Below are 13827 nucleotides of genomic sequence, written 5' to 3' on the forward strand. Positions count from 1 at the left end.
TTCGTGAACAGCATCACTCCCGCTGCTCAGTTGCGCTACCTCTGCGCACAGTTCCTGGCCGCCACTCCCAGCCGCGAGTGCACCGCCGCCGCAGAAGCCGCCGCTGCGCACGTCCGTGCCGCGTACCCCAACACCCTGGGAGTTCTGGTCGGCGAAACCAGCCACTGGACCGCGTACCGAGGCTCCTACACCCAAGGCCTCTACGAGCAGTTCGAGACATGCGCGGTGGCCTGGCTCGGGGACGGCACCTGGCTCCACCACGAGATCAAGGACGGTTCTCCCGACATTCACCGCCTGGCCCTGATCCTCCCTTGCAGTTGCGGCGCGGGCTACCGCGGTTACGTCATCGGCCTGCACCCCATGAACCCGCGCTCCGGCAACGAGGACGACCTCGCCAAGCTCCTGGACCGCCTGTCCAGCCACAACGAGCAGCGCCACCCGCACTCAGTTCGCCCCTGCTCCTCCCAGACCACCTGGATGTGAGGAACCCATGCGTGCACGACTTCCCTGGATGAGCTTGGCGGACCGCCGCCGCTGGCGTAGCGCCCGCACCGTCACCGACCTGGGCCAGTGCATGGCCGACTGGCTGGAGGGACGCATCGCGTCCTGGCCCGGTTACCAGCCCAACTTCGGTCCGGACGAGGAGACCGCCGACCTGGTCCCGATCCTGGCCGCAGTCAACCACGCCGGCTACCTCACCACCGGCTCCCAGCCCGGCCTGGAAGGCCCCGGCTTCGACGGCTCCCACTGGCGGCAGCGCGCCGCGGTCGACGGGCACATCAGCGACCCGGTCCTGCTGCGGGCCATCGTCAACGCCGCCGACACCGCCGGCCTCTTCATCGGGATGCAGGACATGATCCCCGACCGCACCGACTCCGGCCTCATCGTCACCACCGTGGACGGCGAGCCCTACACCTGGTTCGGCGACCGCCTGAGCTACCGCGATCTGCGCACCATCTGGCCGACCATCCACCGCGAGGCCTTCCACGCCGTCGGCACCTCGGTCCACCTGACCCTGGTCAGCCCGGAGTTCGGCGAGGACGGCCAGTACCTCTGGAAGGTCCTGGAGGAGGCCCTGGCCGCGGTCGCCGACCTCGACACCAGCGAGCCCGCGTGCATCGTGTGCGGCTGCACCGACGCCAACCCCTGCCCGGGCGGCTGCGCCTGGGTCGCGGGCGTCCAGTCCGCCGCACTGTGCACCGCCTGCCGGGGCCAGGCCCCGGACGACCTCACCATCCACGTCCTGTAATCCCCGGGGAGACACCGCCATGTCGATCACCGTCACCGGCTACCAGCTCGGCTTATTCGGCAACCGCCGCCTCGTCCGTGAGGCCGAAGGCTACGCCCGCGGGGCCGCGCCCCTCGTCACCCAGGCCGTCGGCCAGTTGCCGGGCTCGGTGACGATCACCCTCACCAACGAGCGCGCCATGATCACGCTGTCCACCCGGGCGGACGCGTCCTTCGCGCCCGGCGCGAGCGGCCTGGTGAAGGTATGGAAAACGCACCAGCAGCGGCGCCACGGCCAGGGCGCGTTCGGAGTCACCTCGCTCGACCCCAGGGGCGGCATCGCCATCGGCATCAGCGTCACCGCGGCGACGACCGCCCCGGACCTGGCCGAGACGATCCTGCACGAGATGGTCCACGCCGCACAGCTCAACGCCCCCGGCGCCCGCGAGATGCACATCCGGCACCTGCGCCACTGCTACCGCATCGAGCCGTGGTCCCGCCGGGACGCCGCCGACTACGACGCGGTGATCGACCGCCGTGAAGCAGAGGCCCGGGCACTGGAACCCTTCGCCGCCCGCCTCCTGCGCTGACCCGCACCGCCCGCAGGAAATTCGCGTCCGCCCGTCACAACGCGGCCTCGCACCGCGCTTGCAGCAGTTATGAAGCACACCGCATGGAGGAGCCCCCGATGCTCACCGGTGATCCGTACCTCGTCAGCTTCCCCGTCACCGACACCGACAGCCACACCGTCGTCTGGCACTGCTACGTCGTCAAAAGCTGCGCCAGCAGCTTCGTCGCCGAGCAGCAGGCCAGGGAGCGGGCCAGCTCCCCCGCAGAAGTCGCCGCCCGCCACGGCCTGGCCCTGCCCGCCCGCTGCGAGGTCCGGCATGCCATCGACCGCCTCGGCGGCCCCGTCTTCTAGCTCCGCCCCGGGACGGCCGTCAACGGCCTGGTAACCAGCCGGCCGCCCCGGGCCCCAAGCCCGCACGAGACGAGAGAGGGAATCCCATCATGACGTACCTGCAACTCGCCCTCCAGATGGGAGGGTTACCGCTCGCCGCGACCATCGGATGGGCTGCCCACGCCCACCGGTTCCGCCGCGACCTGGACGCCGCCCGCCGCGACCCGCTGACCGGACTGCACACCCGCGCCGGCTGGACCGCGCAGGCCGAGCGGATCATCAGCGACCCGGCCGCCGCAGTGCTCCTGATCGACCTGGACCGCTTCAAGCGGATCAACGACCGGTACGGGCACGCCGCCGGCGACACGATCCTCACCGCGGCCGCCTCCCGCCTGACCGCATGGTGCCGCCCGGGCGAGATCGCCGGACGGCTCGGCGGTGACGAGTTCGTCGCCGCCGTCACGGGCCCCGGCCTGGACGCCCGCCTCGCCGACCTGCAGGCCGCACTCCACCAGACCGTGGCCATCGACGGCCGCCAGATCCAGCTCGCCGCCTCGATCGGCGTCAGCCGCGTCGCGGACCTCCCCGAACCGACCGTCAGCAGCGCGTTGGCCGCCGCCGACACCGACATGTACCGGATCAAGGGTCGCGGCCGCCGCGGTCACCGACTCCTGTCCGCCGTCCACCTCGCCGCCTGACCACCTCTGCCGAGGACCGCCCATGGCACACAACGGAACCCGGGCCGGCATCCCCAACGCGCCGGCCGCCCCGACCGCGACCATCCCCTTCCCCGCCATCCCGACCACCGCCCCGTGCAAGCAGCACCCCGACTGGTACACCCACGAGGAGAGCAGCAGCAGCCAGGCCCGCCAGGACATCGCGGACGCCCGCCTGGGCTGCGCCGCCTGCCCGGCCGCCAAGAAATGCCTGCTGTGGGCGCTGGCCAACCCCGACCTCACCACGGTCGGAATCTGGGCGTCCACCACGCCGTACCAGCGGACCGTGCTGCGCAACCGCCTGGTGAACCGACTCGGCCGCAACTGGGTCGACGTCGTGCAGTTGAAGGAAAAGGCGAAGGCGGAGCGGCGCGCGGCCGACCGCGTCGACCCGCCCAGCGTCCACCACCAGGCCCTCAACGACCTGCACATCCAGGTCACCGGCAGGCCGCTGCCGTGGCAGCCTCGCCGGCCGGTCAGTGCCGAACTCGCCCAGGCCCACCGCGAGGTGCTGGCACAGGCCCTGCGCCCCCAGGGGGTCGCAGCATGACCGACCAGCGCAAAAACGTGAACGCCAGCACCAGCAGCCGCTCGTACTCCTGCCGGCGCTGCGACACCGCCTGGACGGGGTCTCGGTCCTGCTGGAGCTGCGGCAGGCCCGCCACCACCCGCCACCGCAACCCGGCGTTCGCCCTCAACTCCCTGTACCGCTCCGTCGACCGGAAGAAGACCGTCTGATGCTGCCCATCGCGGAAATGATCGGCTCCTTCGCCGCCGGCGCGTTCGTCAAGCGGCGCATCAACGAGACGATCGCGCTCGACAACCTCCCCGAGCCCGTGGCCCGGCGCCTGGTCTGCGAGCGGATCGCCGACGGCGACCCGCTGCTGCTCGCCGCACCCGGCCAGACCTGGGTCTTGCGCCTCGATGTCCGACCCGACGACGCGCCCGCCCAGGCCGTGTACATCACCTCCCGCAGCACCGAGGACCCCACGGTCGTGGTCAGCGTCCTCGACCCGGGCTACGAGGGCACGCCCTTCGAGGTCCTCCCGATCGAGGTCCTGGACCTGTTCGAGCTGCAGGCCTGGCAGGCCGACCCGTACTCGGTCCTGTTCGAGGGACAGCAGTGACCGCCCTCGCCCCGTACCCGACGCTCACCGGCCGTGAGCCGTGCCGCGCCCCCGACGTCAGCCCGAAAACCTGGGACGGCGAGGACGCCGACGCCACCGCCTACGCGCAGGCCCAGTGCCTGGCCTGCCCGGCCAGGACGCAGTGCCTCGCCTACGCCCTGGACCACCCCGCCGAGACCGTCACCGGCATCTGGGCCGCCACCACGCCCGAGCGCCGCAACGCCCTGCGCGCCGAGTTCTTCCGCACCCCCACCACGACCACGGAGTCCCGATGACCAACCCCACCGCCCCCCAGCAGGCCGCGGCCGTCGACATGCTCACCAACAACGTCCCCGCCCCCCAGATCGCCGCCGACACGAACCTGAGCCTGGGGCAGGTCACCGCCCTCGCCGAAGAGCACGGCCTGACCGCCGCCCACCGCCAGCAGCGCGACAGCGCCCAGATCGACGCCCTCCGCTGGGGCGAAACGCACGGCAACAAGACCACCCGCGGCCTGGCCGACCGCACCCGCGCCGGCCTGCAGCGGCTGCGCGACCTGATGGACGCCGAGCAGCAGACCGCCGAGGCCGAGTCCGAGGTGACCAAGCTGAAGCAGCAGCTCGCCGAGGCGGAGGAGAAGCTGCGCGCCGCCCGGCGCGGCGGCAAGCCCGCGGCCTCGCCCGTCACGGCCCCGCCCGCCCCCGCGGGATCCAGTAGCCCCTGGCCCGAGGACAGCAAGGCCGTACGGCAGGAGATCCGCGAGTGGGCGGGCACCCGCGGCTACCAGGTCTCCGACCGCGGCGTGATCCCCGCCCACGTCGTGACCGCCTGGCGGAACCGCGACGACGCCCCCCAGCGGCAGGCCGGCTGACCGCTCCCGCCCCGGCCCGCACGGGCCGGGGCGCCCAGGCCCAGCCGCGTCCCGCCACCACCAGGAGCACTCCGTGAGCGCCAACTCGCAGGTGGGCGGCACCACCCCGAAGGCCGGCGGCCGACTGCTCGACGGCCGCACCTGGGGCCAGTACCCGCCCCGCCGCCCGCCCGCCACCGCCGACTGACCCCCGTACCCCGAACCCGCCCGCCCCGACCGCGCCCGAGGCACCCCGCCCCCAGCGCACACGCAGTCCGTCCTCTCTGGGAGATCCCCATGAAGTACGTGCTCACCCTCACCGCCCGCCACAGCGACGGTTCGACCTGCCACCACGCCCCCACCGACCGCGCGTGCCCCGGCCGCCGCCGGTTCCGCGCCGCCTGCACCTCCCCGACGCCCTGCCGCTGGTCCTCCACCGGCGACAACCCCGACACGGCCGCCGACGCCGGCCGCAACCACCTCACCCAGCACCTCACCCGGAGCTGACCCATGACCATCACCGACCACGCCACCGCTCCTACCACCGACGCCGAACCGCGCACCCTCGCCGAGGCGTACACCCCCGTGCCGTCGGTCCCGCGCCTGATCGCCGACATCAGCGCCGAGACGTTCCTCACCAGCTACGCCAAGGCCCGCGGCCAGCGCAACTTCCACCCCGAGTACGTCGCCGACCGCGAGCGGACCGCCCTGCTGCTCCGCGCCGTGATCGCCGACATGTTCGCCCTGACCGACCCCAGCAACTCCCAGGCCGCCGCCGACGCGGGCACCGCCGCGAACCGCTACCTGCTGTCCACCCTGTGCGGCGCCCGCCCGGCCAACGAGGCCCGCGCGAGGGTCCGGGAGGCGTTCCACGCCTGGGAGAACAGCGAGGCACCGCACCCGCCGAACTGCGACGGCGGCTGCGGAGGCACCGGCGAGGTCATGGAGATCCTGATCTACCAGGACAACGGGACTCCGCTGCACCAGGAACCCGTGCAGTGCCTGCGGGGCGAGCCCCAGGACCCGCACCCGTACGACTGCATCTGCGGCGGCACCGGCACCTACTGGAACGACCGGGAGCGGTGGGTCTGCACCGGGTACGAACCGCGGCCCCTGCCCGAGCCGCCGGCGGTCGACCCGAACGACCCGTGGTTCAACGACCCCCCCTTCTGACCGAGCACGAGCAGCAGCTCGAACAACTCGGATTCCCCCTGTGCGCCGCCCTGCCGGAGCGGCGCACAGGGGGACCGGAAGCCCAACCCCGCCAGCGCACTTCAGTCCCCACAGAGGAACCGCCATGAAGAGCTGGAACACCCCCGACCACCGCATCGCCGACACCGATCACGGCACGCTGCACTTCGCCGGCGACGTGACCCTGGTGCTCGCCGACTGGCAGCTCACCGAGAACGCCCCCGACGCCGACGGCCGCGTCTACGCCTCGATCCGCGGCTGGCTGGCCAACGGCGCCGGCAGCGGCCGCCCGGACGACCGGTACACGCAGCCCATCCAGGCCGGCCGCGCCCGGCTGGTCCGCAGCGAGCTGCGCGGCCGCCAGGCGCTCACCGACCTCGCCGTCCACATCGACTACTACAACCCCGGCCGGCCCTACCCGAAGACCTGACCTCCTGCTCTCCGCTCTGACCAGCCACTGACCAACCCGCTACAGCGGCGGCCGGGCCGACAAGCGCCAGGCCCGGCCGCCCCCTCCCCGACCGCCGCGCCGCCCAAGCAGACCAAGGACACCACGATGAAACTCACCATCCCCCGCAGCGCACTGGCCCACGTGGTCACCTCCGCCAGCCGGGCCCTGCCGCACCGGCCGCCGATCCCGGTCCTGGCCGGCCTGCTCCTGAAGGCAGCCGACAACCAACTGGCCGTGTCCGCCTTCGACTACGACACCTCCATGACCGCGGCCACCGGGGCGGCCGCCATCGGTGAGCCCGGCCAGGTCCTCGTCTCCGGGCGGCTGCTCGCCGACATCGTGAAGTCCCTCCGCACCGCCGACGTCACCCTCCACACCGAGGGCGTCCGTCTCCTGGTGGAGTCCGGCAGCGCCCGCTTCACCCTGCACACCTTGCCGTTGGAGGAGTACCCGACCCTGCCGCTGACGCCGGCCGTCTCCGGCACCGTGAACGCCACCGCGTTCGCCGAGGCGGTCGCCAAGGTGACCGTCGCCTGCGCCGCGGACGACACCCTGCCCGTCCTCACCGGCGTACGACTGGCCCTCGAAGGAGAGGAACTGCTCCTCTCCGCCACCGACCGGTACCGGTTCGCCGTGCAGTCCCTGCCATGGGAGCCGTTCAGCGGCGACGCCACCGCGACCGCTCTGGTGCCGGGAAGCTCCCTGCTCGACATCACCAAGGCGCTGCCGGAGGCCGGCAACGTCTCGCTCGCGCTGCCCTCCGACGCCGGCATGGTCGGAGTCACCGCCGACAACCTCCGCGCCACCACCCGGTGCCTGGAGGGCGACCTGCCGCAGCACAAGAAGCTGTTCCCCGACGAATTCCCGAGCGAGGTGACCGTCGACACCAGCGAACTGGTCGCCGCGGTCAAGCGCGTCGCACTCGTGCTGGAGCGCAACACCCCGGTCACCCTCGCCTTCCTGGGCACGTCCCTCACCCTCACCGGCGGCACCAGCGACGACGCCTCCGCCGAGGACCGCATCGCCTGTGAGCTGGACGGCGCCCCCGTGGACATCTCCTTCAACCCGGCGTTCCTGCTGGACGGCCTCGCCACCATCGGCGCCAAGCAGGCCCGGATCAGTATCAGCGCGCCGACCAAGCCCGCGCTGCTCCGCGCCGCCGGCGAGCCCGACAACACCGGCAAGTACCTGATCATGCCCGTCCGCATGAGCGGCTGACCCGCTCCACCCGCCTGCTGCCAGCCCGGCCCCCGAGGCCCCCGACCCCGTTCCCAGCACCTCCTCCCGGAGACATCTGCATGTACCCGCCTGCCAGCGCCCTGCAGTCCGCCCGCATCCTGTCCATCCAGCAGCCCTGGCCCGCCGCGATCATCCACGGCAAGTCCCCCGAGAACCGCTCATGGCAGCGGAACTACCGCGGCCTGCTGATCCTGCACGCCTCCGCCGCACTGGACCGCCAGGCCCTGACCGACCCGCGCATCACCACCGCACTCGCCGGCATCACCGCCCTTCCCCGCGGCGCGGTCGTCGCGGTCGCGACCCTCACCGACATCCACCGCGACAACCAGTGCTGCAGGCCCTGGGGCGACCCGGGCGCTTTCCACTGGACGCTGACCGACGTCATCGCGCTGCCCACCCCCGTCCCCTGGCGCGGCGGCCTCGGCCTGCGGCACGTCCCCGCCGACTCGAACCTGGTCTCCCTCATCACCCGCAGCTTCGCCGGCGAGCCCGGCGTCCAGCACCGCGAAGGGAACGCTGCGTGAAGACGAAGACCGGCACGGCCACGCACCGGCCGGCAACCAGGCGCCGCCGGTTCCATCACGACGACCTCATCGCGGTCGACCTCTTCAGCGGCTTCGGAGGCCTCACCAAGGGCATCCAGATCGCCGGATTCACCACGATCATGGCGGCGAACCACAACCCGTACAAAGTCCAAGTCCACGAGGCGAACCACCCCGAGGCCGAACACTGGATCGCCGACCTGGTCGACCCCGACGCAGCGGACTACCACTCCGCCCGCGACCTCCCCGCAGCCGACCTGCTGGTCGCTGGCGTGAGCTGCGTGAACCACTCGCAGGCCAACACCGAGAGGGCCTACGCGCAGGGCCTGGCCCTGTTCGGGATGGAGGACCCCGATTACGAGGCCCGGGTGACGCGCTCGGAGCGGGACCGGGCCACCGCGAACTGTGTCCTGCACTACGCACAGACACACCGGCCGCGGATGATCCTCGTTGAATGCACCACCGGGCTGCAGTCCTGGGGACCGCTCCTGCCGGGCAGTAAAAAGATCGGCGACGGATCCACCTACCGGTGGTGGCTCAAGCAGTTCGACCTGCTCGACTACAACCACACGGTGCTGTTCCTGAACAGTCAGTTTTTCGGGGTGCCGCAGTCACGCGATCGCGGCTACTGGGTGTTCGTACACAAGTCGCTGCCCATGCCGGACCTGGAGCACCGGCCCGTGTCGCGGTGCCACGGCTGCGACAAGGACGTCGAAGCGGTGTGGACGTGGCGTACCGGGATTCCGCCGACAGGGAAGGTCGCCTACGGCGAGCAGTACGAGTACCGCTGCCCGTCCTGCCGCACCGCGGTCGTCCCGCCGACGACCCCGTCGATCACTGCACTCGATCTCAGCGATCTCGGCACCCGCATCGGCGACCGGCCAATCAAGACGTTCAAGGACGGCCACCGCGGCCCGTTCGCCGCCTCAACGATGGCCCGCATCGAGCGGTGCCGTCAGAAGTTCGCGGACTTCCCGGCGATCCTCATGCCCGCCAAGGGCGTCCACGGTTCGGAGCGGCTGCTGCTGCAGCCCTTGGCGACGCAGACCAGTCAGCAGGAGACAGCGCTGCTGTCGACCGGCCACGCGCTGTGGGATGAGCCGGCGCTCGCGCTCGCCGTCGACAACTACCAGGGCGCACCGCGCGGGGCGGGTGAGCCGCTGCCCACCCAGGTCGGCTCGGAAACACTCGCCGTGGTCTCCTCCGGGGTCATCCCGTACCGCAAGCACACCGTGCCCGCGGTATACACCGAGCCGATGTCGACGTTCACCGCCGAACAGATCCCCGGACTGCTCACGGCGGCCGGCTGGTTTAAGCAGAACGGGACCAGCCCCAACCACGGGACGGCACCGCACCCGGTAAGCGACCCGCTCGGCACCCTCACTGCTCACGACACGACGGCACTGCTCACGGCTGGGTGGGGGCCCGCGCTCTCGGAACTGCCGATCGAAGAGTGCTTCTACCGCATGATGACCGCCCACGAGATCGGCAGAGGCTGCGGCTTCGACGTGGATTTCCGCGACTACCGCGGGACCTTCACCGTCTGGGGCACCGCCCGCGATCAAGTGGACGGTTTTGGCAATGCCGTCAGCCCGCAGGTCGGGGCCTGGATCGGGGTGCGGCTGCGGGCCGTCCTCCACGCCGACACGGTAGGGGCTGCCGCGTGAAGCCTCAGCCCGACAGTTACATCACCGCGGTGCTCACCACCGCCGAGCAACTCCACAGGCAACTGGCCACGATCGAGCCCGGGCTGCTCGTCCTGATCGGCGCAGCCGGTTCGGGCAAGTCCACCGTGGCCGCCGCTCACAACCGAACGGCTGTCGCGGTCCACCTCGACACCCCCCTGGCCGTCTGCCAGGCCCGCAATCGCGCCAGGCCCGATGGACCGCGGGTTCCTGACGACACCCTCGCCTGGCAGCACGAGCACGCCGTGAGCGCAGTCCTCGGACTGCAAAGCGAGGGGTTCGCCGCCGCCTTCACCCTTCGCACCGCCAACGCGATACCCCGGGAGAATTCGTGACCACCACCCACCATGCCCACCAGCAGAGCACGCTGACCGCCCTGCGCCTGGGCCTGCTCCGCACCGTCTACCTCAGCTACGACCGGCAGGCCGCCCGCATCGCGAGCGTCGCCGACGAAGCCCTCGAACTGCTCGCAGTGTCCGACCCGAAGGCCGCGGAGGCCCTGTCCGCCCGTATCCGCAGCGCCGGCATCGTCGGCCTCACCACCGACGAACGGGCGCTCGAGCACGCCGCCGCTCTCGGCGAGGACGTCGCCACCTGGCCCGGCCGCCGCGACGACATCCGCGACCAGTTCACCTACGGGCTGGGCGGCACCGAGGAGGCCGGCTCCCCGCGCGGGCGTGCCCGCACCCTGTGGTCCAACCTCCTCAACCACCACCCCCAGGTCGCCGTCGCACTCGCGCAGCAACTGCGGGCACTGCCTGACACCTGGCTCCAGGACCTCTTCTCGACCGACCAGCCGGACGACATCGCCGCCCCCACCGACCCCGACCAGGCACCAGAGGCGGCCCCGTACCACCCGGACTCCGAAGAGTGCTGGGCCTGCGCCGAAGAAGGCACCTGGTGCCGCTGGCACCGCGGGAACGAAGCAGCCTGGGACTACTTCACCGAGCTGATGAGCGCGCTCGCGACCGACCCCACGACCCAGCAGATCCTCGCCGACTCCGCCGCCGGCGGCCCCGAGTCCCTGCACACGCTGCCCGGCCTGGCTGCCGCCCTGCGCGACATGTGGGACGAGGAAGAGACTCGCTACGCCGTGGACAGCCGCCTCAACGCCCTCGCCCGGGCCCAGAACGACAACAACTGACCGCTGACCGCGGGGGTGCCCGAGCCCGAGCTTGGGCACCCCCGCGCCGACCCGGAAAGGGCACCTCATGGAAGCAGAACTCACCCGGTGGGCGACACGCCACGGCCTGGCCGTCGACAGCAGCACCACCCCGACCCTGGACGGCAGCGGCGACTCCTACGCCGTCTTCAACGCCGACCGCACCCACCGGTTCGCGCTCACCCGCCGGTGGGCCGCGGGCGGCCGCACGGCGGTGTTCGTCATGCTGAACCCGTCAACGGCCAAGGCCGCCGCTGACGACCCGACGATACGGCGGTGCATCAGCGCCGCCCGCCGAACCGGCCACCAGGCGTTGCTCGTGCTCAACCTTTTCAGCATCATCAGCGCTGATCCGGCGGTCCTGGTCAGCGACCCCCAGCCCGCCGGCCCCCTGACCGACGACGCGCTGACCAGCCTGGCCCACCTCGGCGACACCGTCATCGTGGCCTGGGGTGCCGGGCACAGTGCCATACACAACCGCGCGGACACCGTCGTCCAGCTACTGCTCGACCAGCGCCTGGAGCTGGCCTGCCTGGGCACCAACCGCAACGGCACCCCGAAGCACCCGGTGCGGTTGCCGGAGTCGAACCCCCTTATCGTCTACCGGCTGCCGGCCCGTGCAGAAGGCGGTATCGCATGACCCCGGCCCGGCTCACCTGCAGTCGCAAACGCGGCTCCCGCAAACCGCCCGGCGCCCGGGTCGTGGACTACCGCACCGCGTACGGCAACCCCTTCAAGCACGACGGAACCCCGGCCGGCCGGATCGCCGCAGCACTGCGCTTCCACGCCTTCCTCCAGGAGCGCCGGAACCCGCCCGCCGAGTGGACCAACCCCTTCCCCGGCTACCCCAGCGACGAACAGATCCGGCAGCAACTGGCCGGACGGGACGTGATGTGCTGGTGCTCCCCCGGCGCCCCCTGCCACGCAGACGTCCTGATCGCCACCGCCAACCCCCGCGGCTCCACGTCGGCGGCCGGCGGCCGCGAGCAGCGGCGCTGCAACGGCTGCGGCCAGGAGATCGGCGACCTGACGCACTTCGAGACGCACCTGCGCACGGCGGGCTTCCCGCTTCCGGACGTCCGCGATGAATGCCCGGCCTGCACGCCCGCCGGCACCCGCGGTACCACGCCCCAGGCCCTCCAGCTCGGGGAGGCATGACGTGGACACTGCCGACGACCGCAGCGCGATCCTGCGCTACGACCAGCTCACCGCCCGGGTCTACGGCGAGCACCGGATGCCGCCGGGCACCCGGGACCTGATCCTGGCCCTCGGCTGGGTGACGCTCCGGGATCCCCGGCGGCACGACCCCACCGTCACCACGTGGGCACGGACCCGGGAGGTACTGAACGCGGACAACGCCACCATGTCGCGGCTCATCGGCGGCGATGCGCCCCGGTACGAGCCGGACTGGAACGCGGGCCCGCACGGCTGCCAGGCGCCCATGGTGCGGGTGGACAGGCTGTGCGGCCGGTCCACCAGCGTCAGCTTCGCCGAATTCGACCCGGTGACCGGGTGGTTGACGCCCTGGGGGTTCTGTTCCCGCCCCCGGTGCCAGGAGTACATGCGGCCGATCGCGGAACGAGCCGACGGCAGCAAGGCCAAGGCGCCCGAGCCGATCCCCAACACCGGCGGGCTCCTGCCGATCTTCTTCGCCTCGGACTGGGAGCGGCGCTACTTCAAAGCCGCCGAGACCCGGGTGCTTCCAGGCCTCATCGGCTGGACACCACCGCCTTACGGACTGTCGGCGGACGAGTGGCCCGAGGTCCCCGGGGAGCACCGGCCGGCGGCGTTCCCGAAGCTCCGGCTGATCGCCGCCGACGGGGAGATCGTCCTCCGTAGCGGCCCGGCCCTGGTCCCGGCAGGAGACGCGTGATGGAGGAGTTGTACCGCGGCGGCCGCACGGACGCATGGTCTCCCCGCGATCGCACGAAGTCCCGGTTCACCTGGAACCTGCGCACGGGGCAGCTCGTGGTGTGGAACCGGCAGCCCTACCGGGTCGTGGAGGTCAGCGAGCGCGCGCACGTCGACTGGGGCGCCGACTACCGGGAGGCATGGATCGAGGCCGACCAGCCCGAGCCCAGCACGTGGGACAACCGGCCGATGGCGATCGTCCTGCAAGACGAAGAGCACCCCGATGCCAAGCCGCTGCACCTGGTGGGGCCCGCGTACGGAGGATGGAGCCTCCTGCCCGAGCACTACGCCCTGTGCCGCCTCTGCCATGAGCTGCCGCCGTGCCGGCACGTCCACAACGAGGCCATCACTGAGCGCGCCGCAAAACGGTTCGAGAAGGAGATGGCGATCCTTCCCGGCACGTGCCACGCCTGCCAGGAGCCGATCACCCAGCGGCAGAAATCCGTACGATTCACCGGCCCGAACCTGATCAGACCCGATCTCGGCGACGACTCCGTGGTCTTCCACCTCCGCGGCGCGTGCTACGGCTCGGTCCAGGCGTACGACGAACGCTGGGCGAAAGCCACCGGAGAGCCCCGCCGGTTCTACTGCCAGGGAACCCGCGCTGTCCACCACAACGGTGAGCAGGAGTGCACCGAGGGAGCCACCTGCCCGGGAGACGTCGACCATGCCATGTCGGTGTGGCACTACCCGGGCGTCAACGCCTCCTACTCGGGCTGCTGGTGCCTGGTCGACAACGCGCTGACTCTCGGCGGAACGGAGGCAGCGTCGTGACAGGTGCCCGCTCCACCCGTTCGCGCCTCCGCCCGAGGACCCGCGGCGTACCGTGGTCTCAGTACCGAAGGA

Annotated in this window: 23 protein-coding genes; all 23 read left to right on the forward strand. The window is 71.7% G+C overall.

The window, feature by feature from the left end:
- Window positions 1–3 precede the first annotated feature (3 nt).
- The 23 genes from RVR_RS36750 to RVR_RS36855 all read left to right on the forward strand — a co-directional run bounded on the left by RVR_RS36750 (window position 4) and on the right by RVR_RS36855 (window position 13755).
- Complete coding sequence (locus RVR_RS36750; RefSeq protein ID WP_202239842.1) at window positions 4–483, forward strand: hypothetical protein; 480 nt, start codon at window positions 4–6, stop codon at window positions 481–483.
- A gap of 7 nt (window positions 484–490) precedes the next feature.
- On the forward strand, window positions 491–1249 hold the full coding sequence (locus RVR_RS36755) for a DUF6919 domain-containing protein (protein ID WP_202239843.1): 759 nt from the start codon (window positions 491–493) through the stop codon (window positions 1247–1249).
- Window positions 1250–1268: 19 nt separating this feature from the next.
- Window positions 1269–1817 carry a hypothetical protein gene (locus RVR_RS36760; protein WP_202239845.1) on the forward strand — a complete coding sequence of 183 codons (549 nt, stop codon included), beginning with the start codon at window positions 1269–1271 and terminating at the stop codon, window positions 1815–1817.
- Window positions 1818–1900: 83 nt separating this feature from the next.
- A complete protein-coding gene (locus RVR_RS36765; RefSeq protein WP_202239847.1) occupies window positions 1901–2149 on the forward strand; it encodes a hypothetical protein in 249 nt (82 codons plus the stop codon).
- Window positions 2150–2238: 89 nt separating this feature from the next.
- Window positions 2239–2826 (forward strand): GGDEF domain-containing protein, encoded by a 588-nt coding sequence (locus RVR_RS36770; RefSeq protein WP_237405496.1) that lies wholly within the window; start codon window positions 2239–2241, stop codon window positions 2824–2826.
- A 22-nt stretch (window positions 2827–2848) separates the two neighbouring features.
- On the forward strand, window positions 2849–3394 hold the full coding sequence (locus RVR_RS36775; RefSeq protein ID WP_202239849.1) for a WhiB family transcriptional regulator: 546 nt from the start codon (window positions 2849–2851) through the stop codon (window positions 3392–3394).
- Window positions 3391–3582, forward strand: a complete 192-nt coding sequence (locus tag RVR_RS36780) for a hypothetical protein (protein WP_202239851.1) — start codon at window positions 3391–3393, stop codon at window positions 3580–3582. Before RVR_RS36775 ends, RVR_RS36780 begins: the two co-directional genes overlap by 4 nt.
- A complete protein-coding gene (locus RVR_RS36785) occupies window positions 3582–3971 on the forward strand; it encodes a hypothetical protein (RefSeq protein WP_202239853.1) in 390 nt (129 codons plus the stop codon). The genes RVR_RS36780 and RVR_RS36785 overlap by 1 nt, the downstream gene beginning before the upstream one ends.
- Window positions 3968–4246 (forward strand): WhiB family transcriptional regulator, encoded by a 279-nt coding sequence (locus tag RVR_RS38820; RefSeq protein ID WP_202239855.1) that lies wholly within the window; start codon window positions 3968–3970, stop codon window positions 4244–4246. The genes RVR_RS36785 and RVR_RS38820 overlap by 4 nt, the downstream gene beginning before the upstream one ends.
- Window positions 4243–4821, forward strand: coding sequence for an Lsr2 family DNA-binding protein (locus tag RVR_RS36795; protein WP_202239857.1), 579 nt, complete (start codon window positions 4243–4245; stop codon window positions 4819–4821). Before RVR_RS38820 ends, RVR_RS36795 begins: the two co-directional genes overlap by 4 nt.
- 73 nt (window positions 4822–4894) lie before the next feature.
- The gene (locus tag RVR_RS38485) at window positions 4895–5008 is read left to right on the forward strand and encodes a phage Gp37/Gp68 family protein (RefSeq protein WP_237405497.1); all 114 of its coding nucleotides are present in this window, start codon (window positions 4895–4897) and stop codon (window positions 5006–5008) included.
- Window positions 5009–5097: 89 nt separating this feature from the next.
- Window positions 5098–5307 carry a hypothetical protein gene (locus RVR_RS36800; protein ID WP_202239859.1) on the forward strand — a complete coding sequence of 70 codons (210 nt, stop codon included), beginning with the start codon at window positions 5098–5100 and terminating at the stop codon, window positions 5305–5307.
- 3 nt (window positions 5308–5310) lie between these two features.
- The gene (locus RVR_RS36805) at window positions 5311–5973 is read left to right on the forward strand and encodes a hypothetical protein (protein WP_202239861.1); all 663 of its coding nucleotides are present in this window, start codon (window positions 5311–5313) and stop codon (window positions 5971–5973) included.
- Window positions 5974–6097: 124 nt separating this feature from the next.
- The gene (locus tag RVR_RS36810; RefSeq protein WP_202239863.1) at window positions 6098–6421 is read left to right on the forward strand and encodes a hypothetical protein; all 324 of its coding nucleotides are present in this window, start codon (window positions 6098–6100) and stop codon (window positions 6419–6421) included.
- A gap of 126 nt (window positions 6422–6547) precedes the next feature.
- Window positions 6548–7660 (forward strand): DNA polymerase III subunit beta, encoded by a 1113-nt coding sequence (gene dnaN / locus RVR_RS36815; protein WP_202239865.1) that lies wholly within the window; start codon window positions 6548–6550, stop codon window positions 7658–7660.
- An 80-nt stretch (window positions 7661–7740) separates the two neighbouring features.
- Window positions 7741–8205, forward strand: a complete 465-nt coding sequence (locus RVR_RS36820) for an ASCH domain-containing protein (protein ID WP_202239867.1) — start codon at window positions 7741–7743, stop codon at window positions 8203–8205.
- On the forward strand, window positions 8202–9890 hold the full coding sequence (locus RVR_RS36825; protein WP_202239869.1) for a DNA cytosine methyltransferase: 1689 nt from the start codon (window positions 8202–8204) through the stop codon (window positions 9888–9890). Before RVR_RS36820 ends, RVR_RS36825 begins: the two co-directional genes overlap by 4 nt.
- Entirely contained in the window at window positions 9887–10243 is a 357-nt protein-coding gene (locus RVR_RS36830; RefSeq protein ID WP_202239871.1) for an ATP-binding protein, read from the forward strand. The genes RVR_RS36825 and RVR_RS36830 overlap by 4 nt, the downstream gene beginning before the upstream one ends.
- A complete protein-coding gene (locus RVR_RS36835) occupies window positions 10240–11052 on the forward strand; it encodes a hypothetical protein (RefSeq protein WP_202239873.1) in 813 nt (270 codons plus the stop codon). The genes RVR_RS36830 and RVR_RS36835 overlap by 4 nt, the downstream gene beginning before the upstream one ends.
- 67 nt (window positions 11053–11119) lie before the next feature.
- On the forward strand, window positions 11120–11710 hold the full coding sequence (locus RVR_RS36840; RefSeq protein ID WP_202239875.1) for a DUF1643 domain-containing protein: 591 nt from the start codon (window positions 11120–11122) through the stop codon (window positions 11708–11710).
- Window positions 11707–12228 (forward strand): DUF4326 domain-containing protein, encoded by a 522-nt coding sequence (locus tag RVR_RS36845; protein WP_202239877.1) that lies wholly within the window; start codon window positions 11707–11709, stop codon window positions 12226–12228. The genes RVR_RS36840 and RVR_RS36845 overlap by 4 nt, the downstream gene beginning before the upstream one ends.
- Before the next feature lies 1 nt (window position 12229).
- A complete protein-coding gene (locus RVR_RS36850; RefSeq protein ID WP_202239878.1) occupies window positions 12230–12943 on the forward strand; it encodes a hypothetical protein in 714 nt (237 codons plus the stop codon).
- On the forward strand, window positions 12943–13755 hold the full coding sequence (locus tag RVR_RS36855) for a hypothetical protein (RefSeq protein WP_202239880.1): 813 nt from the start codon (window positions 12943–12945) through the stop codon (window positions 13753–13755). The genes RVR_RS36850 and RVR_RS36855 overlap by 1 nt, the downstream gene beginning before the upstream one ends.
- Window positions 13756–13827: the final 72 nt, after the last annotated feature.

It is taken from the genome of Streptomyces sp. SN-593 (genome assembly GCF_016756395.1).
In the GTDB taxonomy this organism is placed as follows: domain Bacteria; phylum Actinomycetota; class Actinomycetes; order Streptomycetales; family Streptomycetaceae; genus Actinacidiphila; species Actinacidiphila reveromycinica.